This is a genomic window from Paenibacillus phoenicis, assembly GCF_034718895.1.
GTDB classification, from domain to species: domain Bacteria; phylum Bacillota; class Bacilli; order Paenibacillales; family Paenibacillaceae; genus Fontibacillus; species Fontibacillus phoenicis.
This window is the reverse complement of record NZ_JAYERP010000001.1, coordinates 1,591,255-1,615,092: the sequence shown is the minus strand read 5'-3', so window position 1 is coordinate 1,615,092 and position 23,838 is coordinate 1,591,255. Positions and strand designations below refer to the sequence as shown.

Here is a 23,838-nt window from a genome sequence, read left to right as displayed (position 1 = left end):
CCCACCATATGGAACCATTTTTGAAAATTGGCATCACATGTTATCCATCCTTGGGCGGTTCGGGGGTTGTGGCCACCGAGCTCGGGAAGCTGCTGGCGGAGAAGGGCCACGAAGTCCATTTTATTTCGCATAGCGTTCCTTTTCGCTTAGGGAGTTACCATAAAAACATTTTTTACCACGAAGTTGAAGTCAGCGATTACTACGTGTTCCGGTATCCGCCTTATGATTTGTCCTTAGCCACCAAAATGGCTACGGTAGCCAAAGAGCAAGGACTGGATATTCTGCATGTTCATTATGCGGTGCCACACGCGGTTTGCGCGTTTCTCGCCAAGCAGATGGTGGGAGACTCGCTTAAGGTCGTGACAACGCTGCATGGGACCGATATCACCGTATTGGCGCAGGACGAATCGCTCAAGGACTTGATTCGGTTGGCGATTAATGAAAGTGACGCTGTAACCTCGGTGTCCCGCGATTTGATGCGGGAAACCCGCGAGGTCCTCGACATCACGCGGGATATCGACTTGACGTATAACTTTGTTGACGAGCGGGTGTATTACCCGCGCGACGCCAAGAGCTGCCGGATGAATTTTGCCGCTCCCGGCGAGAAAGTGCTGATGCATATCTCCAACTTCCGGCCGGTGAAGCGGGTGAGTGATGTGGTGGATATTTTCCATCAAGTCAACCGGGAAGTTTCGTCGAAACTGTTGTTTGTCGGTGAAGGACCGGAATTGCCGAAGATCCAATGCAAAATCAAGGAGCTGGGCCTGGCCGACCGGGTGCATTTCCTCGGAAAACAGGACGATATCGCTCATGTGATTTCCATGGCGGACGTCTTGCTGCTGCCTTCGGAGAAGGAAAGCTTTGGCCTGGTCGCCCTGGAGGCGATGGCTTGCGGAGTGCCGACCATCGGCTCAATTGCAGGCGGGATTCCGGAGCTGGTGAAGCACGGGGAGACCGGTTTCTTAGCGCCGATCAGCGATACGAAGCAGATGGCAGAGTACTGCATCTCGCTACTGAAGAACCCGGAGCTGGCTGAGCGGATGCGTGAAGCCTGTTTAACCCGGGCCAAAACCGAGTTCAGCAGCGATAAAATGATGGCAGCATACGAAGAAATTTATTACCGTGTGCTAAATGTTCCAATGCCAACGTTAAATCCGGCGTGCGGTTGATGGGACCGGACGATGATTAAGCGAATTCGCAGCATGTTAACGGCGCAGGGCTGGAGAGCCCTGCGCTTGCTGTGCCGATTTTTTGTCTATGCTTGTATTGATTGGAAGGGAGGTGTCCGCAATCGAAAAACATCATTGGAGTCAAGTTGACCCCCTTATGCTAGCTCAGGGGGAACGTGTGCTGCGTATTTTGCGAGATGGCGGGCACCAGGCTTTTTTTGTCGGGGGGTGTGTGCGTGATGAACTCATGGGGCGCCCGGTCCACGACATGGATATTGCTACTTCAGCGAAGCCGGATGAGGTGGTTCGGTTGTTTGAACGCACGATCCCAACGGGAATTCAGCACGGGACGGTAACGGTGATGATGGGGGATCATGCGTTTGAGGTGACGACTTTCCGCAAGGAGTCGGATTACGCCGATTATCGCCGTCCGACTTCGGTGGAGTTCGTCGATGCGGTGACAGAGGATTTGCGGCGGCGGGATTTTACGATGAATGCGATCGCCCGGGGGCTGGAGGGCGAGCTGATTGACCCGTTTGGCGGCCGGATGGATATTGAGCGCGAGCTGATCCGCTGCGTGGGCGATGCCGAAGAACGGTTTGCGGAAGATGCCCTGCGCATGATGCGGGCGGTCCGGTTCGCTTCGACCTTTGGGTTCCGCCCGGTTTTAAGCTTGTGGAAGGCGCTCCTTGCAGGCCGGGACAAGCTAGGCTACATTGCGAAGGAGCGCGTGCGGATGGAGCTGGAAAAAATAGTGCTGGGCCCGGATCCGCTGCGCGGGCTGGCCCTGCTGGAACGCAGCGGGCTGCTGCGGTACGCGAAGGCAGCGCAGGAGCCCGCTGCGGCGGAGGCGCATGGCGCCGAGGCGGGGGCGGGCGCCGCTGAGGCAACGCCAGGCGCTGCAGCCACGCCAGGCGCCATCGCCGCGCTGTCGCGGCGCCTGCTGCACCGCGAGCCGCCGCGCCGCGCGCTGCTGGCGGCGCTGCCGCTGCTGGCGCCTGCGCCGCCGGCGCTGCGCTGGTCGCTGCTGCTGCAGGCGCTTGGCGCCCCGGGCGAGGCGGCTTCCCCGCTGCTCAAAAGCTGGACGTTCCCCAACCAGACCGCCCAAGAGGCGGCTGGGATCGTCCGCTTTGACGAAGCGTGGGAAGCCATCCTGGCCGAGGCGCCAGGTGAGCGCGAGCAGCGGCGCGGCTGGATCGGCCTGCAGGTCGCGTTTGGCCGCGAGACCGCCGGGCGGTGGCTGCACCGCCAGCAGGCGGTGGTGCAAGCGGCCATAGGCGACGACGCCAAGCGGCAGGCCGACCAGGCCATCCTGGCACGCGCGGGCCAGTGGCACCGCGAGGTGCAAGTACATACGCTGAAGGAGCTGGCCATCAGCGGCGGCGAAGTGCTGCAAACGGCCGGCCGCAAAGGCGGCCCTTGGCTTAGCGAACTGCTGAAGCAACTGCTGATCGCAGTTGCCGCAGGTGAGCTGCCCAACGACCGGCTAACTCTCCTGAAACATGTGGAAACGGTGGTGAAGAATGATGGAAGCAAACCGATTGCTTGACATGCTGCTGGAGCATCCGGGGCAATATATATCTGGCGAGGAGCTCAGCCGCCGGCTGTCGATCAGCCGGACGGCGGTATGGAAGCAAATCGCCAAGCTGCGCGAAGAAGGCTACGAATTTGAGTCCGCCCCGCGCAGGGGATACCGGTTGACTCGGCAGCCCGACAAGCTGAGTCATGCCGGTTTGCTGCATGCCTTGCAGGGGACGAAGACGTTTGGACAACGGCTGAAGCTGCTGGACAGCACGTCCTCCACGCAGGAAGAAGTCCGCAAGCTGGCGGAGGAAGGCGCGCCTCACGGCACCCTTGTGCTCGCCGAAGAGCAGACGGCGGGGCGCGGGCGCCAAGGTCGCCGCTGGTATTCACCGCCGGGCAAAGGCGTGTGGATGAGCCTATTACTGCGTCCCGACCGCCAACCGCTGTCGATTGCGCCGCAGTTGACCTTGCTGACCGCAGTGGCGGTTTGCCGCGCCATACGGAAAGTCACCGGCGTAGATGCCGGTATCAAATGGCCAAATGATATTTTAGCCCGCGGCCGTAAGCTGTGCGGCATTATCGTGGAGTCTGCGGCGGAGGACGAGCTGATCCGGTACGCCGTCGCCGGGATTGGCATTGATGTCAATCTGACGGCTGCTGACATTCCGCCGGAGCTGGAGACCATCGCGACCTCATTATGTATTGAAAGCGGGCGGCGGATTGATCGGACAAGCTTGATCGGCGCGGTGATCAAGGAGCTGGAGCAGCTTTACGAGCTTTATATCCAGGAAGGTTTTGCACCGATCGGCCACTTGTGGGAGGCGCTGTCGGTCACGTTGGGCCGAGAGATCACCGTGCATACGCCAAACGGGGTGCTCCAAGGCACAGCAACCGGATTGGATTCGAGCGGCGCATTATTCCTTTTGGATCAGAATGGCAAACATTTCACGATATTCTCTGGAGAAGTACAACTTGGCGGATGAAAAAAATAACGTAATTTGTTATACTGAGCACAGGAGGCGGTATCGGCATCGTTCTGAACTGCACTCCGGTTGCTTGTCGGAGGTATGAATGTGGTGAAAGTTCAAACCGTCGGCCGACTTTTTGAACGACCACAAATCAAGTTGCGTTGGATTCTGCTCTGAGCCGAAAGAGGACCGAGACAGAAGAACGAGGATATAACTCACTCTTCTTTGGACTTCGGACCTTTTTAGTGCCAAACTAAAAGGTTTTTTTGTTGTGCGCGTTTTTGGAGGACTCGCACAAAGTCAAACCGAAGGAGATGGATCAAATGGCAGGGAAACAAGCTTTAAACATTGTGAAAATGAAAAAAATGAAGCAAGACGGCATTCCGCTCGCGATGATTACCGCCTACGACTATCCGTCGGCCCAACTGGCCGAGGAAGCGGGTGCGGATTTGCTGCTCGTCGGAGACTCGCTGGGCAACGTTGTTCTCGGGTATGATTCGACGATCCCCGTAACATTGGACGATATGGTATACCATGCCCGTTCCGTTGCACGCGGGGCGCAGCATACCTTCATCGTGGTTGACATGCCGTTTATGACATATCACGGAAGTATTGACGAAACGTTGCGGAACGTCCGCCGTTTGATGCAAGAAGGTCATGCCCATGCCGTCAAAATGGAAGGCGGTGCGGAGATCGCTCCCGCCGTCCAAGCCATCGTGCAAGCCGGGGTGCCGGTGCTGGGGCACATCGGATTGACGCCTCAATCTGTTAACCAGATCGGCGGTTACCGGGTGCAGGGCAAAGACGCTGCTGATGCGAAGCGGCTCATGGAGGATGCCAAGGCGTTGGAATGCGCCGGTGCCTTTGGTATTGTGCTGGAGCTGGTAACGGAAGAAGTGGCAACGGCGATCTCCCGCGAGCTGAGTATTCCGACCATCGGCATTGGCGCGGGACGCGGCTGCGACGGTCAAGTGCTGGTGTACCATGACGTGTTGAAATATACGGCGGATTACCGGGATAAACGGTTTGTGAAAACCTACGCCGATATTGGCGCGCAGATCCGCCAAGGGATTTTAGAATACGTTACGGATGTCAAAAACCGCTCGTTCCCGGCAGAAGAGCATGTGTTCCGCGCGGATCAAGGCGTGCAGGAATCACTGGGAACTTTGTATGGCAAAGGAAAGGTGGAAGTCCGGTCATGAAGACCTTTAACAAGATTGTCCCGCTCCGTGAACAGTTGAAGGATGCGCGGTTCACAGCAGCGAAAGAAGGAAAATCAATCAAAGTTGCGCTCGTGCCAACGATGGGATATCTGCACGAGGGGCATGCAAGCTTGTTGCGTAAAGCACGGGCGGAGAACGATCTGGTAGTGCTGAGCATTTTCGTAAACCCGATTCAGTTCGGGCCCAACGAGGATTTTGAGCGCTATCCCCGCGATCCGGAGAAAGACCTGGCCTTGGCCGAGCGTGAGGGCGTGGATTTCGTCTTTTTGCCTAGCGTTGAAGAAATGTATCCCCAACCGACCCGCACCCATATTAAGGTCGCTGGTTTGACGGACGTGCTGTGCGGTGCTTCGCGACCGGGCCATTTCGACGGGGTAACCACCGTTGTCGGTAAGCTGTTTCATATCGTGCAGCCGGACCGCGCTTATTTCGGGCAAAAGGATGCCCAACAGGTGGCGGTAATCACGCGCATGGTAGAGGATTTGAACTTCGATGTCGAAGTCATTCCTTGCCCGATTGTTCGTGAGGCCGATGGACTGGCGCTCAGCTCTCGAAATGTGTACTTGAGTGCGGAAGAACGGCAGGCTGCACTTGTCTTGTCCCGCAGTCTCGAGCGCGCAAGAGCTAAAGCAGAGGGAGAACGTCCGGTGACCGCAGGGGAGCTGCGGGCGGAAATCCGCGACACAATCAGCGCTGAACCGCTGGCGAATATCGATTATGTGGAAATTTCGGATTTTCCGGAATTGTCGCCTTTAGCGGACGATGAATGTGTTGATGCCGCTGGCCGCCAAAAAGGTGTGTTGATCGCCGTTGCCGTGAAATTTGGCACGACGCGGCTGATCGATAACGTCATTTTAACGAAGAAGGTGAACCATTAATGTATAGAACGATGATGAAATCGAAAATTCACCGCGCAACCGTGACGGAAGCTAACCTGAACTATGTGGGCAGCATTACGATCGACGAGGATCTGATGGAGGCTTCCGATCTGCTGGAGAACGAGCAGGTGCAAGTCGTCAACAACAATAACGGCGCCCGCCTGGAAACGTATGTGATTCCGGGACCTCGCGGCAGCGGCGTGATTTGTTTGAACGGTGCGGCGGCACGACTTGTGCAGCCGGGCGACAGTGTCATCATTATTTCTTATGCCCAAATGTCGCCGGAAGAAGTCCGCAGCCATAAACCAACCGTCGTGTTCGTTGACGAAAACAACAAGCCGGTGGATAAGGCGCATCAAGAACTCCATGCCATGATCCGTTAATAAGGTTGTTCAAAAAGCATCTTCGGATCACGAGGAGGCCATGGGGGAAGGGGCTCGGCGTCAGCCGGGCCCTTCGTATGTTTAATTATGATGCGGCCGCGCTACACTATTCATGCCGCTGAATTGTATTCGATTTTTCGCATATAATTGGGCCGTAGTTCGCATTACCCCCAATCTATTCGATTTTTCATATAGAATTTGGGAAATTGCCCGCTCAACCCACAATTTTGTATGAAATTTCGAATACAATGAGCTGTAAATCGCAACAAACGCTGAAATGTATTCGATTTTTCACATCCAATCAGAGAAACGGGCCATCAAAAAGTGTAATTCCTCCCTGCCGGAATGAAATCGTCCCCCGAAACAAAAAATGTACGTAAGGCTCGGACTGATTTCATTTTCGTTAGGGGGATGCGAATGATGTTTCAGCATGTGTTTGCGGAAATGAATGAGATGTTGGACGAAATCACGAGGAAATACCCCTTGGCCGGCCATGCCCAGAAGCAGGAGCTCGCGAAGAAATGGAGCCTGCTTCAGCATATGAGCGACGGCATTATCGAGGAATGGCTGAGCTTTGAGGAGAAAATGGGATATTTACGCCATGCGTTCCGGAGCCTGGAGTCCAGAGAGACCCCCGATCTTCCTGAATTGGATGACCCCGCCTTTGTGAAAGGCCAAGGGTATTACAAGCTGCTGATGTTTCCCCAGGCTTCTGCTCAATTTGAGCAGGTGGTGAAGCAATTTACGGACAGCGTGTTGGCTCGGACTTATCTAGGGATGTGCCATCTGCACCTCGAGCAATTTGACAAAGCCGCCAAGCATTTCTGGATCGTGCTGGAAAAGGCTGCGAACAAGCGGCTGCGTTCCATTATATACAACGCGCTGGGGTGTATCGAGGCGCACAAGGGCGTATTTGAGAAGGCAAAAGAGTACTTCAAGTTGGCTCATCACAGCGATCCGTCCTTGCCCGAGCCGTTGGCCAATTTGGAGGCTTGTGCGAACAGTACAGGTAAACTGCATTACGGCCCCGAGTTAACTTCGCTATTGTAGGATTTATGATTCATTAACTGCAGGTCACGCACTTATTTACGGCATGTTTTTGGAAGCGATGCGAACACCGCTCATGGCGGCGCATCGCTTGTTTTGTTTTGTGATTTTTATTACAGATATGGTTTGTATTAATTTTCAAATTGGCTATCTTCTGTTATGCTGTAAAGAGACTGGAATGAAGGGACAACTAATTGCAATGAAATATGCTGTGCTTGATTTTGAAACGACGGGTAACCAGTCCTCCGATGATATTATTCAAGTGGGACTTGCCATTATAGAGCCGGATCGATCGATTTCTCAGGTGTATCGTTCCTTCGTCAAGCCAGGCGTTCCGATCCCACCGTTTATTACGGGGTTAACGGGCATCACCGATGAGGATGTGAAGGATGCGCCGGAGCTGGACGAAGTGATGATGGAGATGGTTCCACTCCTGAACGACGTCGTGTTGGTTGGGCACAACGTAGCATTTGATTTTAATTATCTGCAGAGCGCCTTGGACAAAACGGGCTACTTGCCGTTCACCGGACGGATCCTGGACACAATGGATTTCTTGAAAATCCTGTTCCCTTCGCTGACTTCTTACCAGCTGGGGATGGTGGCGGCGGAGTTCGAGGTGGAGCATGAGCGTCCGCACCAGGCGGACAGTGACGCGCTGGCGACGGCGCTGATTTTCCTCAAATGCTTGGAGGAATGTGACCGACTGCCGCTGCTGACCTTACAGCGTTTGGCCGATCTGTTTGCAGGTGAGGACAGCGATCTCGGGTGGTTTTTTGATGCCATGGTGCAGGAGAAGGAGCGCGAAGCGCTGCCAAGCGAAGACGGCTTTGTATACTACCGCCAATTCGCCTTGCAGGTTGAAGATTGGCTTGACATTGAAGCGCCAAGGGACAGCACGGAGCGCAATCCGCTGGCGGGCGTGACCTTCGAGCAGTTTATGGAGCAGGTCCGGGAACGATTGCGGGAGCGTTTGCCGCAGTATGAGGAGCGGGAAGCCCAGAACATGATGCTGAATGAGGTCATGCGGGCTTTTGAGGAAGACAAGCATTTGCTTGTTGAAGCTGGAACGGGAACGGGCAAATCCTTAGGATATCTGCTGCCGGCCATTTACCACAGCGTCAAGAACGAAGAGAAGGTCATGGTCAGCACGCACACCATCAACCTGCAGGAGCAGCTTAGGGAGCGCGATGTGCCGTTGTTGACGGAGGTCGTGCCTTTTCCGTTTCGTGCAGCCGTTTTTAAAGGTAGGCAGCATTATTTGTGCTTGCGCAAATTTGAACATAAAATAAATAGAAAAGACTTCTCAACACCTAAAGAAGAGGTGATGACGGCCGCGCAAATGGTCGTATGGCTTACCCAAACGGAAAGCGGCGATGACGAAGAGCTGAATCTCGGCAATCGCGGCGGTGATTTATGGGAGACGGTGGCCAGTGAGTCGGAATCCTGCTTAGGCCGATCCTGTCCTTGGTTCCGCAAATGCTTCTATCATCGCGCAAAACACGAAGCCGGTGTCGCGGACGTGGTCATTACGAACCACTCTAAGCTGTTTACGGACATCCAGGCGGGGCATCAACTGCTGCCGGGTTACGAGCGGCTGGTTATCGATGAAGCGCATCATTTAGAGGATGTGGCCGGCAAGCATTTGGGGATTCATATGAAGTATTTTACGGTCGTGCATACGCTGACCCGGTTATTTAAAGACAGCAAGACGGGGCAGCTGGCCAACCTTCGCAGCTCGCTTGAAGCGTCGGGCGCGGAGAAAGCCTCAGAATGGTGCTCAGTCATCGACGGAATCTATCCAACGCTGGTGGACGTGAAGGAGAGCTGGGACAAGCTCAGCGAGCTGCTGTTCAGCTTGATGCCTGACCGCAGCGACGCCGCCCCTGGCGATCCCGGGCAATTCGTGTACCGGCTGTTGCCGAATCGAAAACCAAAGGATTGGGAGACGCTGACCGCGCTCGAAAATCAAATTTACGTAGGTCTTGGCGACGTGCTTCGGAAAGGGGAGCGCCTCCTGTCCGAAATCCGAGAAGAGCAGGACGATTATGCAGCGGAGAGCCTGATCACCGATATCAGCGGCTTGTTTAAAGATTTAGCCGGGGAACGGGAAGCGCTGCGCTTCTTCATGAAGCTGGAGAGCGAGGACACCGTCTATTGGATGGAGGCGAACGGGAACTTCCGTAGCCGGTCGCTCCAAATGTATGCGGTGCCGATTGACGTCAGCGCTCAATTGAAGCAATTTTTCTTCGACCGGAAGAAGAGCGTCGTAATGACGTCCGCGACTTTATCGGTGGATAAATCGTTCCAATATATGATCGAGCAGCTTGGCTTGACTGAGGCGGCGGAAGAGGATCGGTTGATCACAGCGATGCTGCCCTCGCCGTTTAACTACCGCGATCAGGCGTTGCTGGTGATCCCGCGCGATTTTCCAAGTGTGAAGGGCAGCGTGGGGGATGACCATTTCATTCATACGCTGGTGCAATCGCTGGCGGATGCCGCGGTGGCGACGCAAGGTCGCATGCTGGTGCTGTTTACATCCTATCGGATGCTCAGGCAGGTGTATGACCCGCTGAAGGAACTGCTCGCAGCGGAGGGAATCACGGTGATCGGACAAGGGATGGACAGCGGCAGCCGCACCAAGCTGACCCGGCGGTTCCAAGGGAACAGCGCATCGGTGCTGCTCGGGACAAGCAGCTTTTGGGAAGGGGTGGATATTCCTGGCGAGGCGCTGACCAGTTTAGCGATCGTACGCTTGCCGTTCCAGCCGCCAAACCACCCGCTGATGGAAGCGAAGAGCGAACGCCTGCAGCGGGAGAAGAAGAATCCATTCATGAAACTGTCCGTCCCGCAAGCGGTTATCCGCTTTAAGCAAGGATTCGGACGACTTGTCCGCTCGTCGCAGGACCGCGGCATCGTGATCGTTTATGATACCCGGATCCTGGAATCTTATTATGGAAAATATTTCTTATACTCTTTGCCCGGACCGAAGATGGAGCATATGCCATTAACTCAGATGGTTCCGCGCATCTCGGAATGGTTAAATCCCGAAGCCTAAGCCGCTTCATAGATCGCATTGAAGAATAGGGGGAACAAGCATGAAGTCAGATAAAATTTCGGACGCTGTCGTCCGCAGACTGCCGGTTTACCTGCGTTTCTTAAATGAACTCAGCCGACGGGAGGTGCCAACGGTGTCCTCCCAGGAGCTCGGACAGAAGCTGGATCTCAATCCGGCGCAAATCCGTAAGGATTTGGCTTATTTCGGCGATTTTGGCCGGAAGGGGATCGGCTACGATGTCGCTTATTTGATTGAAAAAATTCAACAAATTCTCAATCTGGACCAACAGATTAACGTCGCGCTGGTGGGTGCCGGGAATCTGGGGCAAGCCCTTTCGAATTATAATGCGTATTTGAAGGATAATATGAAGATTGTTGCGGTGTTCGACGCTTCACCGGCTAAGATCGGCAAGCAGATCAACAACATCACGATTCAGCCGATCGAAGAGCTGGCGGAAACCGTCCGGGCGAAAAATATCCGCATCGGCATCATCACCGTGCCGGATACGGAGGCGCAACGCGTAGCGGATGAGCTGGTTGCCGCCGGAATCGGTGCGATTCTGAACTTCGCGCCAACGATTCTGAAGGTTCCGCCGGAAGTTCGGATCCATGCGGCTGACTTCACTACTGATTTGCTGAGCTTGGCTTACTACTTGGAAGACGGAAAGGAAACAAGCAACGTATGAGTCGTAAATGGTTAATTAAGAACGGGACGTTTGCCGTCTTAAATGCGGACCGTCCTGTAATTCACGGATATATGCTCGTTGAGGGCGATACGATCAGCTATATTGGCGAAGAGCGCCCGGAAGGCGTGGAAGGCGCCGAAACGTTGGACGGCAAAGGGTTGTTGTTCCTGCCGGGCCTGATCAATACCCATGGCCATGCGGCGATGTCGCTGCTGCGCGGCTATGGGGATGATATGGTGCTGCAAACCTGGCTGCAGGAGAAAATGTGGCCGATGGAAGCCAAATTTACTGCGGCGGATGTGTATGCCGGTACGGCGTTATCTGTGTTGGAAATGCTCAAGGGCGGGACGACGACGTTCCTGGATATGTACGATCACATGGACGAAGTGGCCAAAGTCGTGGAGGAATCGGGTATTCGCGCCGTGTTGATGCGCGGGGCCATCGGGTTGTGCTCCCCGGAAGAGCAAGATCAGAAGCTCAAAGAAGCGATCGCGTTTGCTCAGAACTGGCACGGCAAGGCAGAAGGCCGCATCACCACGATGATGTCGCCGCATGCACCATACACCTGCCCGCCAGCCTTTATCGAGAAATTTGTGCAAGCTGCCCATGATCTCGATTTGCCGATGCACACGCATATGTCGGAGACGCGCGCCGAGGTAGAGCAGAACGTTAACGATTACGGCGTCCGCCCGGTAGAACATTTGCTGAAGCTGGGGATGTTCTCCCGCCCGACCCTGCTTGCCCACGCTGTGCATTTGACGGACGAGGAAATCGACATCTTGGCAGCGCACGGCGTTACCATCTCGCATAACCCAGGCAGTAACCTGAAGCTGGCCAGCGGGGTCGCCCGCATACCAGAACTCCTGAAGAAGGGCGTAGTTGTATCGCTGGGTACCGACGGTCCGGCGAGCAATAATAACCTGGATATGCTGGAGGAGATTCGTTTGGCTGCGCTGATTCATAAAGGCGTATCCGGCGATCCAACGGCGGTTCCTGCGCTGGAAGCTCTGAAAATGGGGACGGAATACGGCGCGAAATCGGTCTTCTTGCAAAATACAGGCAAGCTGGCTGCTGGCATGAAGGCGGATATCATCGCCTTAAATACGGAGCAAGCCCATTTCCTGCCGAGAACGGATTATATCTCCCATACCGTTTATTCCGCTGGCGCCAAAGATGTAGAGCATGTCTGGGTCAACGGTAAGCAGGTAGTCAAGCACGGTGCTTGTCTGACACTGGATGAAGAACGCATCCGCTACGAGGCGCAAGCGGCGTTTGAGGGACTGTTGGCACGATAATGAGCGGCGCGCGGTTTCCTGAAGGAGGCTGCTTGCTTAGGAAGGGAAAGGAAGAGTAGCTTGAGAAAGCGAACGAAATGGATCCTGCTGTCCCTCGTGATTCTGTTGATCGTGCTCCTGGGTCTCCACCGGTTTTATCTATACATTCATGAGGATACGTGGAAAGCCGAAAGAGCCGCTATCCAGCAGGCGAAGCAGGAGACGGATCTCGTCCGGGGCGACAAGGTTTGGAAGTCGGTATGGGATGAAGTTACCTGGGTCGTGCAAGGGGAGGATGCATCCGGCCGCCAAATGATGGTCTGGCTAAGGGAAGGACATGATCCAGAGGTACGCTTGCTGTCCGATGGCAAGTCCGAGAGCCAAATGCGTGAGATCATCAAACAATCGTTGCCGGGTATCCGGGTGGTTCGGCTGCTGCCAGGCATATACAATAACCAATTGGTGTGGCAGCTGTTCTATAAAGAGAAGGACCACCATTATTATCGGTTTTTCAGTTTCACGACCGGCGAAGCTTTGCCGGAAGTGTTCACCCTGCCGAACCGCTGACAGGGGGTCTATGGATCAATCATAAATAAACGGTTTCGTTGTTTAGGCGAAGAGCCTGAATCGCGGAACCGTTTTTATTTTTTGGCTTGAGAAAAAGTAGCATTTCGGGGTAGAACTACTAGCGTTCATTTTTAAATATCTTCACACTTTTCTTCGAAATTTGATATACGATGTGATATACTCATATTTGTAGTTTTGATATACGGGAATATATATCACAGAGTTGATAGTTTATATAGATAAGGGGGGCATCACGTGAAACTGCGTATTGGACCAATTGCTGCAAGCATTGCTATTTCCGCCCTTGTATTATTTGGTGGATGGTTCCTATATCGGCAGTGGGCGATTGAGCGTCCGCTGGAGAATATTGTGAAGAGTGTAGATGGAGTAAATCATGTCGATATGAACGTGAAAGCGGACGAGCTGGAGCTTAAGCTGAATTTAAAGCCGGGGACGGATCTTGGTGCTCTGGTGCGTCAAATTGAGAAGAACGGGGAGAAGCAAATCGGTAGCCGAACTTTGAAGCTGGATATCGAGGATCATTCTTCGCCGGAACTTGACCAGCTGTGGGAAAACGCCATGTTTACCGTTGCTCAGGCTATGGAAAATAAGCAATATACACAAATTACAGCTGCATTGAAACAGATGGAGCAAGAAAACAGCAAGCTGAAAGCTACGGCAGAGATGGATGAGAAGAACGTGTATATCACCTTAACGGACGGACAATACAGCAAATTTATCATTTTGCCGCGTTCGCCGGAACGGATGGGGGTATGGCCAAATGCGTAAATGGATGATTGAAGCCGCGCTTGGCTTTATTCTCGTACTGATCGTGTTTCTGGCAGTGATCGGCGTTAACGTGATTCCGCTCGTTACGGCCATCGTGTTGTTCGGCGCAGTATTTGCAATGCTCAAAATACGCGGCGGCATCACGATTGGAGCTGCCCAGGAACGGAAACGCAAAAAGCGCGGGCCGGCGAAGCTAACCTTCGAGCAGATCGGCGGTCAGGAGAGCGCCAAGCAGGAGCTTCGCGAAGCGCTGGACTTCATGGTGCGCCATGAGGAAATCAGCAAGTTTGGTATCCGGCCGATCAAAGGGATTTTGCTGACCGGGCCTCCCGGAACCGGGAAAACATTGCTGGCCAAAGCGGCGGCGCATTATACGAACGCGGTGTTTGTGGCCGCTTCCGGCAGTGAATTCGTTGAAATGTATGTCGGCGTGGGGGCAAGCCGGATTCGTGATCTGTTTAAGGAAGCCAGAACCCGCGCGGTTAAGGAAAACAAAGAAAACGCGATTATTTTCATTGATGAAATCGAAGTGATCGGCGGTAAGCGGGAAGGCGGACAGCAGCGTGAATACGATCAAACGCTCAACCAGCTGCTTACGGAAATGGACGGCATCTATACGTCCGACACGCCGCGGATCTTGCTGATCGCGGCGACCAACCGCAAGGAGATGCTGGACAGCGCGTTGCTGCGGCCGGGCCGTTTTGACCGGCATATCCAGGTTGATTTGCCAGACAAGAAGGGACGCCGTCATATCCTCGAACTGCATGCAGCCAACAAACCGCTGCGGGAGGACGTTGATTTGGACAAAATCGCCGAAGAATCGTTTGGCTTCTCCGGTGCTCAACTGGAAAGCGTGATGAATGAAGCGGCGATCTATGCGATGCGGGATGGCGTGGATCAAATCACTCAGGAACATTTGTCGGTTGCAATCGATAAAGTGCTGATGGGTGAGCAGACCGACCGGCAGGCCGCCGAGGAGGAGAAGCGCCGCGTGGCCATCCACGAATTGGGCCATGCGATTGCCGCGGAGGTTGTTGCCCCAGGCAGCGTCAGTCAGGTTGCATTAAGCCCGCGCGGAAGAGCGCTGGGGTATGTCCGGCACAATCCGCAGGACGAGAAGTACTTGTACACCAAATCGTATTTGGAAGGTCAAATTATGATCGCCTTGGCCGGAGCAGCCGCAGAAGAAATTTACTACGGCGGGCGCAGCACCGGGTCAAGCAACGATTTCGAGCAGGCGTTAAAGATCGTGCATACGATGATGACGTCGGGACTGACCGAGCTTGGAATCGTGAATATGGACATGGTGACGACCGAGGTGCTGATGAACGAAAATACGCGAATTTTGGAGGATCTTGCCGCCAGAACAAAGCGATTGCTCGAACAGCATTCAGCAGTTTTCGACAAATCCTTAGAGATATTGTTAAAAGAAGAACGTCTCTCCGGCGAGCAATTTCGTTGTCAATTTCGTGACAGCGCCCATTTACCGGCATAATTCATGATGCCGGTTATTTTTTTTTACTTTTTCTTCGTGCTAAGATATTATTATATGTTGGGTGTTAAAAGATGTATGTTTCGACATCTGGAAAACCATATTATGTACAGATGATGAAAGGATGGAGCGAGAGGACCATGAATTACAAACGAATTGGTGTCATCGGCGGCGGCACAATGGGTCAAGGCATCAGTGAAATGCTGGCTGCTAAAGGGCTGGACGTGTTGCTCGTGGAGGAGACAGCCGATAAATTGGATCATGCATATAACATGATCGAGACGAGTCTGGAGAAACAGCTCGAGAAATGGGCGATCACAAAAGCGGAGAAGAAATTGATCTTATCCCGTATTCATAAAGTTACACACTTTGCCGAACTCGGTACCTGCGATATGGTGATCGAGACCATTTCGGAAGATTTGAATGCCAAAAAAGAGGTATTCAAGCAACTGGACCAAGTTTGTCCAAGCAACATTATTTTAGCAAGTAATACATCCACGCTGAGTTTGACCGAGATTGCCGGCGGAACGAAATATCCGGAGCGCGTCATCGGCATGCACTTTATTTATCCTGTTGCCAAAATCAATCTGGTGGAAATCATCCGCGGTCTGAAAACTTCGGATACGACGTTTGAAGAGACGAAGCGGTTCGTTGAAGAGGTCGTGGAGAAACGCGGCATCATGGTATACGAATCTCCGGGCTTTGTAACATCCCGGATTATTTGCGTTATGATCAATGAAGCGCTGCATGTACTGGGCGAAGGCGTTGCTTCCGCAGAAGAAATCGATGAAGCGATGCGCATGGGTTACCAATTCCAATACGGTCCGCTGGAAATGGCCGACCGCTTTGGTCTGGATTCGGTGCTGGCCGCTTTGGAACGGATGTTCCGCGAATTTGGTGAACTGAAATACCGTCCTTCCTTCGTGCTCAAGAAAATGGTCCGCGCCGGCAATTTGGGTGTTAAAACGGGCGAAGGCTTCTTTAAATACGATAAGGACGGTGATCGGCTGTGAAAGTGTTAGTTATTAATGCAGGAAGCTCCTCTTTGAAATATCAGCTGTACGATATGACGAATGAGTCCGTTTTGGCCAAAGGCCTGGTCGAACGGATTGGCATGGATTCCTCGATCCTGACCCACAAACCAACGGGTAAAGAAGAAGTGACGGAGGTCAGTGAAATTCTGGAGCATACGACGGCGATCCGTAAAGTGCTTGAGAAATTGACCGACAAAGAGCATGGCGTTCTGTCCTCGGTTGATGAGATTCAAGCGGTAGGTCACCGCGTCGTGCATGGCGGCGAAGCGTTTAAAGGTTCTGCTCTCGTTACGCCGGAAGTTAAAGCTGAAATCCGCCGCTTGTTTGATCTGGCGCCGCTTCATAACCCGCCGGCGATCATGGGGATCAATGCGTCTGAGGCGAATATGCCAGGCGTTCCAAACGTAGTGGCCTTTGATACGGCCTTCCATCAAACGATGGAAGAGAAGGTGTACTTGTACCCGATTCCGAAGGTATTGTACAAGAAGCATCGCATCCGCCGTTATGGCGCGCACGGCACTTCGCACCAATATGTCAGCCGTGTGGCAGCGGAATTTTTGAACCGTCCGATCGAAGAGCTGAAGATCATCACCTGCCACATCGGGAATGGAGCCAGCTTGACTGCGGTTAAAGGCGGAGTATCGGTGGATACCTCCATGGGTCTGACGCCTTTGGAAGGCTTGATGATGGGTACGCGCAGCGGTGACTTGGATCCAACGGTCGTTACCTTTGTGATGAATAAGGAAGAGCTGTCCATCAGCGAAGTGAACTCGATGCTGAACAAGCATAGCGGTCTGCTCGCCATCTCCGGCAGCAGCAGCGACATGCGGGACATTACAGACGGCTGGGAAGCCGGCAAACCCAATGAAACGCTGGCCTTTGAAATGTACGAATATCGCCTGCGCAAATACATCGGTGCGTATGCTGCGGCAATGAACGGGGTTGACGTCATCGTCTTTACGGCCGGCGTCGGCGAAAACTCGGCGATCGTCCGCGAGAAAACCTGTGAAAACCTCAGCTATTTGGGCGTTGAGCTGGACAAAGAACTGAACAAGGTTCGTTCCGGGGAACCACGCCGGATCTCGACTCCGAACTCCAAAGTTGAGGTTTTGGTCATCCCGACCAACGAAGAGCTGATGATTGCTCGCGATACGCTGCGGATCGTGCAGGAATCGAAGTAAAATACGGCGAATTTAAACCTTTGGGTTTTAAATATCGTTATCGTTAGAGGAGAGATATAAGCATGGCGGTCAAAACTGTGATTCGTCAAGTGAATGAGCATGTCGGGGAACAGGTCGTCATCGGCAGCTGGCTCAATAACAAACGCTCCAGCGGTAAAATTCAATTTTTGCAGCTTCGGGATGGCACGGGTTACATCCAAGCCGTTGTTGTAAAGAACGAAGTGTCCGAGGAAACTTGGAACAAGGCGAAGAGCTTGACCCAGGAATCCTCGATGTACGTAACGGGTGTGATTCGTGAGGAGCCGCGAAGCAAGTCCGGTTATGAAATGACGGTTTCCGACATTGAAATCATCCAATTGACCGAAAACTATCCGATTACGCCTAAAGAACACGGGGTCGATTTCTTGATGGACCATCGTCATCTGTGGCTTCGTTCCTCGAAGCAGCGGGCGATTATGGTCATTCGGGCTGAAATTATTCGCGCCGTGCAAGAGTTTTTCGATCAAAACGGGTTTACTTTGGTGGATCCGCCAATCCTCACGCCAACTTCAGCGGAAGGAACCACGAACCTGTTCCATACGAAATATTTTGACGAAGACGCCTATCTGACGCAAAGCGGCCAGCTCTACATGGAAGCTGCTGCGATGGCGTTAGGGAAAGTGTACTCCTTCGGACCGACGTTCCGTGCTGAGAAATCCAAGACGCGCCGCCATTTAATCGAGTTCTGGATGATCGAGCCGGAAATGGCCTTCACGGATCATGAGGAAAGCTTGAAGATTCAGGAGAACTTCATCACTCATGTGGTGCAATCGGTATTGAAAAACTGCCGGGCTGAGCTGGAAGCGGTAGGCCGCGACGTGTCCAAGCTGGAAGCAATCCAAGCGCCGTTCCCGCGGATCACGTATGACGAAGCGATCGAATACCTGCATTCGCAAGGCTTTGATATTCCTTGGGGTGAGGATTTCGGGGCGCCGCATGAAACGGCGATTGCCGAACGTTACGACAAGCCGGTATTTATCACCCATTATCCGGCGGGAATCAAGGCGTTCTATATGAAGCCGGATCCGAATCGTCCGGAGGTCGTGCTGTGCGCCGATATGATTGCTCCGGAAGGCTATGGGGAAATTATCGGCGGCTCGCAACGGATCGACGATCCGGTTCTGATGGAGGAACGCTTCAAGGAGCATAACCTGTCGCCGGAAACGTACCAATGGTACCTGGACCTGCGTAAATACGGCTCGGTGCCGCATTCCGGCTTCGGCCTCGGATTGGAGCGGACCGTTGCTTGGATCTGCGGTCTGGATCACGTACGTGAGACGATTCCGTTCCCGCGGATGCTGTACCGGTTGTATCCATAAGGCAACTAGTGAAAGGTGAGCTTGCTATGGCCATGAAAGAAGGCAACAACGCTTGGGCGAAGGGAATGGCTTTTGGGATGGAGGCGGGGATGGTGAACGTCCCTTACCCGCTGCTCGCCCATTACCGGAAGCTCCGTTTAAGCGATACGGAAGCGATGTTGCTGATCCAGCTACTGGCTTTCCAGCAAATCGAGCGTAACGATTTCCCGTCGATTGAACAGCTGGAATCACGGATGGACATGGCACCCGGAACGCTTGCCCCGGTCATTCGCGGTTTATTGAAGGAAGGCTGGATCAGCATCGACGAGACGGTTGATGAAGCAACCGGCATCCATTCGGAGCATTATAATTTGTACGGAATGTACGAGCGGTTGGGCGAGTGGCTGGCTGCGCAGCAACCGGCCGCGTCCGGCCACAAGCCGGTAAAATCCGATCCTGAAGTTCGTGAGGAGCCGGAACGGAATCTATTTGTCATCTTCGAAAAAGAATTTGCCCGTCCGCTTTCGCCGATGGAATGCGAGACGATTTCCAGCTGGGTGGACCAGGACCGTTATCCGGAAGAACTGATCCGTTTGGCGCTGAAGGAAGCGGTATTCGCCGGAAAGGTCCATTTCCGGTACATTGACCGGATATTGCTGGAATGGAGCCGCAACCGCGTGCGTACAGCGGAGGACGTCAAAGCTTATACGCAACGCTTCCGCGGAGGGTTGCGATCATAGGGCGAAGTAATAGAGTGCCTTCTCCAAGAGGAGAGGGCACTCTTTTTTGTGGGGATCTTTTAGCCCTGAATCACAGCGATGACAAAGATTACCCAGCCCGCGAGGAAACTAACACCGCCTAGGGGCGTGATGGCGCCCAGCTTGCGGATGCCGGTCAAGCTCAAGGCATACAAACTGCCGGAGAACAGAATGATCCCGACAAGCAGGAGCCAACCGGCGAGGACGATTAGACCTCCGCTCTCGAGCTGTGCTGCGGTAAGACCCAGCAGAATTAACCCGATTCCGTGGGCGATATGGTATTGGATGCCGGTTTGATACGTTTTTTGCCGATCTTCGGTTAAGCGGTTTTTGAGGGCGTGTGCGCCGAAAGCCCCCAGCGCAACCGCGAGAAACATCATGATTCCGCCCAAAGTAAGCAGTAAAGTCATTTTGGATCAACACCTCCACCCAAATCTTACCGATTCCCCACAAGCTCGTCAATCGGGCGAAAAAACAAGCAGCGTGTTCATAGTGAACGCGCAGCTTGTTTTATGGAGGTAGCCCTCCTTATTTGGCCGGAAGCTCAATTTGGCCGTACCCAACCGTGGTGAACCAATCCTTGACCGTATCGAAGTCATTGGAGAAGGACAAGCACAAGAGCAGGAGAATTCGGGCATGAGCCGCATTCAGGTTGTCGCCGGCGATAATACCTTCACCGCTGGAATAGTTGCTGCCCGAGCCGGTCCGGGTCGTCGTAACGAACACGACGCCTTTCTCGATGGCGGCTTTACGCTCCTCGGTCATGGCCTTCGAGATGCCGCCTGCCCCGGTGCCAGCCGTAACGATGCCTTTGGCTCCATTGGCGACAAATCCGCTGATCGCACCTGCACCTGCATCTTGATAGGAGTAGGCGATTTCGACCTTCGCCAAGTCCTTTTTGCTGATTTTGCTCAGATCAAACGGAGTTGCCCAATCTGCAGCGGATTTCAGAGCGCGGAATGGTGCGCGGTAAACGCGGATTGTTTTTTCGTCGATATATCCAAGAGCCCCAATTTCCGGAGTCACGAACGTATCGGTACGGTAGGAGTTCGTTTTCGTAACTTCGCGGGCGGCATGGAATTCGTCGTTCAGCATGACGACGGTGCCGAAATATTTCGTCTTGCCGCTCGCCGCCAACTTAATCGCATTATAGAGGTTGGCTGGAGCATCCGTCCCGATCACTGTCCAAGGCCGCATAGAACCTGTGACAACGACCGGTTTTGGACTGCGTACGGTCAGATCTAGGAAGTAGGCGATTTCTTCCATCGTATCCGTACCGGTTGTAACCACTACCCCATCTTGCGTTTTGAGTGCTTCATCTACTTTCAAAGAAAGATCATATAATTGCTCGATCGTATAGGCGCTGGAACCAGAGTTACCGAATTGATAAGTAGAAACTTCAGCGATTTGATCTTTATTTGGGAGGGAGGCTACCAGATCGGCAATCGGCAGCGAGCCGGCTCGATAGGTTTGGAAGCTCGTTTCATCCGTGGATTGCCCGGCAAGCGTGCCGCCGGTGGCGATGACCTGTACTTTCGGCAGCTTCTTTACAACTTCGGTCGCGGTAACGGTACCTGTAACCGTTTCGGCTGCAGAAGCTGGAGAGAGATATAAATTGGGGAGCAGTGCGGTCACGGCGAGGCCGGTGACTAATAAGGTCTTCAAACTTCGAGATGTCCACTTCTTCATTCCATCAACCTCCAAGATGTTTTTTTAGTTAACGATATGTAATTAAACCTGACGCAAAATTCGTTAACTTGAGAGAAATTATAGTTTGATGTCATGTATATTGACAAACGAGTTGAAAGGCGAATAAAACGCTTAAACCTATGAATATCAAGCATTTACACTTTCTATGTTGATCACGACAGTTGTTTTAAAATATTTAAAATATCCAAATTCAATGTAATATTTTATGACATTGATTTCATTTTCGGTAGTTTGTAGCACTTTTGCGGGTTCAAACGTTTTTTCAAATAGTGTGCAGGGGCAGGGCGGACAACCGTCGTCAATATGTTGGGAGGAGGGGAGAGTTATTGATGAAAGATCGTTTGTTCTAAGATTTCAGCAGGGAGATCGCAGCGTCTTTCCGTGGCTGGTCCAGGAATATGGGACCTATGTGTACCGGGTAGCCTATTCGGTGCTACATGATGCGAAGGAAGCAGAGGATGCTGCGCAGGAAACCTTCCTGCAAATCTATAAATCTCTCCCGGAGTATCGCTCTCAAGGTCTCAAGACCTGGATGACCCGGATCGCCGTCAACAAGTCGATCGACATCAAGCGGAAGAGGGACCGGCGCAAGGAAGAGCATTGGGACCCGGCGGATCTGGACCTGCACGCAACGGATTCGGATGAAGGCAACTTGTTTGGGTTAATCGATGCCGAGCGGACGGTGGAGGTCCGTCAAAGAATTGCTGCGCTTCCGGCGGGGCATCGCCAGATCGTCACGAAATTTTACCTGGAAGGCAAAAGTCATGAGCAAATCGCCGCAGAGTTAGGAGTGGCGGTGAAAACGGTGGAATCGAAGCTGTACCGGGCAAGGGCCTATATTCGCGAGCACTGGTCAAGGGAGGATTGGGGATGAGCCAACAAAACCCAGAGAATTTGGCGTTATGGCGCAGTTATATATGCGGCGAACTGGATGCGAACACGGAGTCGCGCTTGGAAGCCTTGCTGCAAGGGGATGAGGCGGCCTTTACCGATTATGCTGCTGCACTATCCTCCTTGGAAAGCGAGCTTCCGGGACCAAAGGATGAAGAAGCCTATCGGCAATCGATCATAGAGCAGCTTCCGCATGCAAGGGAGATTAAGGCGCGAACCAGCAGCCGCAGAACCTGGAGTCGCCATCCGCTGCTGCACTATGTGATTGCGGCGACATTGACAGCGTTGCTGCTTGGCAGCGGTGTTTTCGATCATATCGCGGTAACGAGCAATCAACTGATGAATCGTCCGAATTCATCCTCCCTGAGCGAACGGATGATGAAGGCGACAACCGGCTGGCTTGACGGCTGGCAACGATAACAAATCAATATTTCATAGGAATGATAGAGGAAAGGAAGAGAACATATGCCGTATGAGCGAAATCGACTGCTAGCTTTACTGTTAAACTTCATCCCCGGTGTGGGGCATCTCTACTGGGGCAAAAAAGGAAGGGGAATCACGTACCCGATCCTGTTCTTCGGCGGGATATTTTTTGGATTCGCCGTTTCAATCGCCGCGCATAGCGATGACCTCGCCATACTCACGCTGATCGCCGCCGCCATCTTATGGCTGTTCTCGATGTTTGATCTACTGATCATCATGCTTCGAGAAACGCCGGAGGAACGGGCTTACCGGGAGCATGTTCGGCAGATGACCGGCGAAGGAAGAGAGTCGGAGAAATTCTTTACCATTCTGCTGTCGTTTGTGCCAGGCTTGGGCCATTTTCAGCTGGGACTCATGCAGCGGGGGCTTTCATTTTTGATCGCCTTTTTCGGCTTGATCACGATGATGTTCTTTGTGACTGGAATTACGCATGAATCGGTATTTTTACTGTTCCTTGGTTTGTTGCCGATCATTTGGCTGTACAGCATGTTCGACGCAGTGCAGCTGGTGCACCGAAAATTGGCGGGGGAGCCGCTTGTTGACCGAACCCCCTTTGACGATTGGGAGGCCGGCCGAATTGAGGGGCGGCGCAGCAAGGTGCTGGCGACGATGCTGTCTGCATTTCCTGGGGCAGGTCAAATGTACCTCGGGCTGCAGAAACGCGGCCTGCAGATGATGGCCCTGTTTCTGGGCAGCTTTTACGTCATTGACGTGCTGCGGTTATCGGTGTTTTTATTCATCATCCCGATCATCTGGTTCTATTGCTTCTTTGACGGCCTGCAGCAGACGAGCCGGTACGGTATCTTGCCGATGGAGGATCGGCCGCTCATGGAAACCCGCGGCGAATACCAGCATTGGCTTGGCATTGCGCTTATTCTGCTAGGAATCTATTTCGTTGGGATGGAACTGATCGTTCCGATACTGGATACCCATTTCCCTGAGCTTCACATCTATTCTCGAATTGAAAAATACCTCCGGCCCACGATCGTCGCCGTCCTGCTGATCGGCGGGGGAATCAAACTGCTCGCCCGGCCGAAACGGCGGAATATGCTTTGGAGCGACGAGGAAATCTAACACTTAGATGACGATATGAGAGGTGACAGCTTCACGGCTAAGCCTCTCTATTTTATTTCTGGGGGCGATATTTGCTACAATGCTGGGAGTGGGATTGCTAGAATAAGGAGAAACGTTATGTTCAAAATCTATATTGCGGAAGACGACAAGCCGCTAGTAGAGCTGCTGGATGTCAACCTGCCGAAATACGACGGCTACTATTGGTGTCGCCAGATCCGCAACTTATCGACCTGTCCAATCGTGTTCTTGTCGGCACGTGAAGGGAAGATGGACCAGGTGATGGCAGCTGAAGGTCCGCGAGATCGGCGTTACACAG

The 23,838-nt window shown here is 53.2% G+C and carries 22 protein-coding genes and 1 pseudogene; 21 read left to right on the top strand and 2 right to left on the bottom strand.

The features are described from left to right. Positions 1–8: 8 nt before the first annotated feature. From bshA to U9M73_RS07490, 17 genes are all read left to right on the top strand, one after another. On the top strand, positions 9–1,169 hold the full coding sequence (bshA, locus tag U9M73_RS07570; protein WP_323076710.1) for an N-acetyl-alpha-D-glucosaminyl L-malate synthase BshA: 1,161 nt from the start codon (positions 9–11) through the stop codon (positions 1,167–1,169). Between the two features lie 178 nt (positions 1,170–1,347). Continuing rightward, the gene (locus tag U9M73_RS07565; RefSeq protein ID WP_407673902.1) at positions 1,348–2,718 is read left to right on the top strand and encodes a CCA tRNA nucleotidyltransferase; all 1,371 of its coding nucleotides are present in this window, start codon (positions 1,348–1,350) and stop codon (positions 2,716–2,718) included. After that, entirely contained in the window at positions 2,693–3,676 is a 984-nt protein-coding gene (locus U9M73_RS07560; RefSeq protein WP_009226978.1) for a biotin--[acetyl-CoA-carboxylase] ligase, read from the top strand. Before U9M73_RS07565 ends, U9M73_RS07560 begins: the two co-directional genes overlap by 26 nt. Before the next feature lie 308 nt (positions 3,677–3,984). Further along, the gene (panB, locus tag U9M73_RS07555; protein ID WP_323076707.1) at positions 3,985–4,863 is read left to right on the top strand and encodes a 3-methyl-2-oxobutanoate hydroxymethyltransferase; all 879 of its coding nucleotides are present in this window, start codon (positions 3,985–3,987) and stop codon (positions 4,861–4,863) included. Continuing rightward, a complete protein-coding gene (panC, locus tag U9M73_RS07550; protein WP_009226976.1) occupies positions 4,860–5,762 on the top strand; it encodes a pantoate--beta-alanine ligase in 903 nt (300 codons plus the stop codon). Before panB ends, panC begins: the two co-directional genes overlap by 4 nt. Beyond that, the gene (panD, locus tag U9M73_RS07545; protein WP_009226975.1) at positions 5,762–6,145 is read left to right on the top strand and encodes an aspartate 1-decarboxylase; all 384 of its coding nucleotides are present in this window, start codon (positions 5,762–5,764) and stop codon (positions 6,143–6,145) included. The genes panC and panD overlap by 1 nt, the downstream gene beginning before the upstream one ends. A gap of 420 nt (positions 6,146–6,565) precedes the next feature. Continuing rightward, positions 6,566–7,195, top strand: coding sequence for a tetratricopeptide repeat protein (locus U9M73_RS07540; RefSeq protein WP_260070836.1), 630 nt, complete (start codon positions 6,566–6,568; stop codon positions 7,193–7,195). 196 nt (positions 7,196–7,391) lie between these two features. After that, positions 7,392–10,247 carry an ATP-dependent DNA helicase DinG gene (dinG, locus tag U9M73_RS07535; RefSeq protein WP_260070837.1) on the top strand — a complete coding sequence of 952 codons (2,856 nt, stop codon included), beginning with the start codon at positions 7,392–7,394 and terminating at the stop codon, positions 10,245–10,247. A gap of 40 nt (positions 10,248–10,287) precedes the next feature. After that, the gene (locus U9M73_RS07530) at positions 10,288–10,932 is read left to right on the top strand and encodes a redox-sensing transcriptional repressor Rex (protein ID WP_009226972.1); all 645 of its coding nucleotides are present in this window, start codon (positions 10,288–10,290) and stop codon (positions 10,930–10,932) included. Then, positions 10,929–12,227, top strand: coding sequence for an amidohydrolase (locus U9M73_RS07525; protein ID WP_009226971.1), 1,299 nt, complete (start codon positions 10,929–10,931; stop codon positions 12,225–12,227). Before U9M73_RS07530 ends, U9M73_RS07525 begins: the two co-directional genes overlap by 4 nt. 60 nt (positions 12,228–12,287) lie before the next feature. Continuing rightward, on the top strand, positions 12,288–12,773 hold the full coding sequence (locus tag U9M73_RS07520) for a cell wall elongation regulator TseB-like domain-containing protein (protein ID WP_009226970.1): 486 nt from the start codon (positions 12,288–12,290) through the stop codon (positions 12,771–12,773). Positions 12,774–13,028: 255 nt separating this feature from the next. After that, entirely contained in the window at positions 13,029–13,562 is a 534-nt protein-coding gene (locus U9M73_RS07515) for a hypothetical protein (RefSeq protein ID WP_009226969.1), read from the top strand. Continuing rightward, positions 13,555–15,057 (top strand): AAA family ATPase, encoded by a 1,503-nt coding sequence (locus U9M73_RS07510; protein ID WP_323076702.1) that lies wholly within the window; start codon positions 13,555–13,557, stop codon positions 15,055–15,057. The genes U9M73_RS07515 and U9M73_RS07510 overlap by 8 nt, the downstream gene beginning before the upstream one ends. A 137-nt stretch (positions 15,058–15,194) precedes the next feature. Then, positions 15,195–16,067 carry a 3-hydroxyacyl-CoA dehydrogenase family protein gene (locus tag U9M73_RS07505; protein ID WP_260070805.1) on the top strand — a complete coding sequence of 291 codons (873 nt, stop codon included), beginning with the start codon at positions 15,195–15,197 and terminating at the stop codon, positions 16,065–16,067. Continuing rightward, a complete protein-coding gene (locus tag U9M73_RS07500; RefSeq protein ID WP_009226966.1) occupies positions 16,064–17,269 on the top strand; it encodes an acetate/propionate family kinase in 1,206 nt (401 codons plus the stop codon). The genes U9M73_RS07505 and U9M73_RS07500 overlap by 4 nt, the downstream gene beginning before the upstream one ends. Positions 17,270–17,331: 62 nt before the next feature. Then, positions 17,332–18,627: an asparagine--tRNA ligase gene (gene asnS, locus U9M73_RS07495; RefSeq protein ID WP_009226965.1), complete on the top strand. Its 1,296-nt coding sequence runs from the start codon at positions 17,332–17,334 to the stop codon at positions 18,625–18,627. Between the two features lie 26 nt (positions 18,628–18,653). Continuing rightward, positions 18,654–19,346: a DnaD domain-containing protein gene (locus U9M73_RS07490; RefSeq protein WP_323076699.1), complete on the top strand. Its 693-nt coding sequence runs from the start codon at positions 18,654–18,656 to the stop codon at positions 19,344–19,346. A 59-nt stretch (positions 19,347–19,405) separates the two neighbouring features. Here U9M73_RS07490 and U9M73_RS07485 read toward each other — a convergent pair whose 3' ends face one another. Then, positions 19,406–19,774 (bottom strand): DUF423 domain-containing protein, encoded by a 369-nt coding sequence (locus U9M73_RS07485; RefSeq protein ID WP_323076697.1) that lies wholly within the window; start codon positions 19,772–19,774, stop codon positions 19,406–19,408. A 118-nt stretch (positions 19,775–19,892) separates the two neighbouring features. After that, positions 19,893–21,053: an asparaginase gene (locus U9M73_RS07480; RefSeq protein WP_009225898.1), complete on the bottom strand. Its 1,161-nt coding sequence runs from the start codon at positions 21,051–21,053 to the stop codon at positions 19,893–19,895. A gap of 430 nt (positions 21,054–21,483) precedes the next feature. Between U9M73_RS07480 and U9M73_RS07475 the strand changes: the two genes are divergently transcribed. The 4 genes and pseudogenes from U9M73_RS07475 to U9M73_RS07460 all read left to right on the top strand — a co-directional run. Beyond that, positions 21,484–21,948 carry an RNA polymerase sigma factor gene (locus U9M73_RS07475; protein WP_036645861.1) on the top strand — a complete coding sequence of 155 codons (465 nt, stop codon included), beginning with the start codon at positions 21,484–21,486 and terminating at the stop codon, positions 21,946–21,948. Continuing rightward, the gene (locus tag U9M73_RS07470) at positions 21,945–22,385 is read left to right on the top strand and encodes a hypothetical protein (protein ID WP_323076696.1); all 441 of its coding nucleotides are present in this window, start codon (positions 21,945–21,947) and stop codon (positions 22,383–22,385) included. The genes U9M73_RS07475 and U9M73_RS07470 overlap by 4 nt, the downstream gene beginning before the upstream one ends. A gap of 45 nt (positions 22,386–22,430) precedes the next feature. After that, positions 22,431–23,522, top strand: coding sequence for a membrane protein (locus tag U9M73_RS07465; protein WP_009225901.1), 1,092 nt, complete (start codon positions 22,431–22,433; stop codon positions 23,520–23,522). A gap of 117 nt (positions 23,523–23,639) precedes the next feature. Then, positions 23,640–23,825, top strand: a pseudogene (locus U9M73_RS07460) (response regulator); the annotation flags it as partial. Positions 23,826–23,838 lie beyond the last annotated feature (13 nt).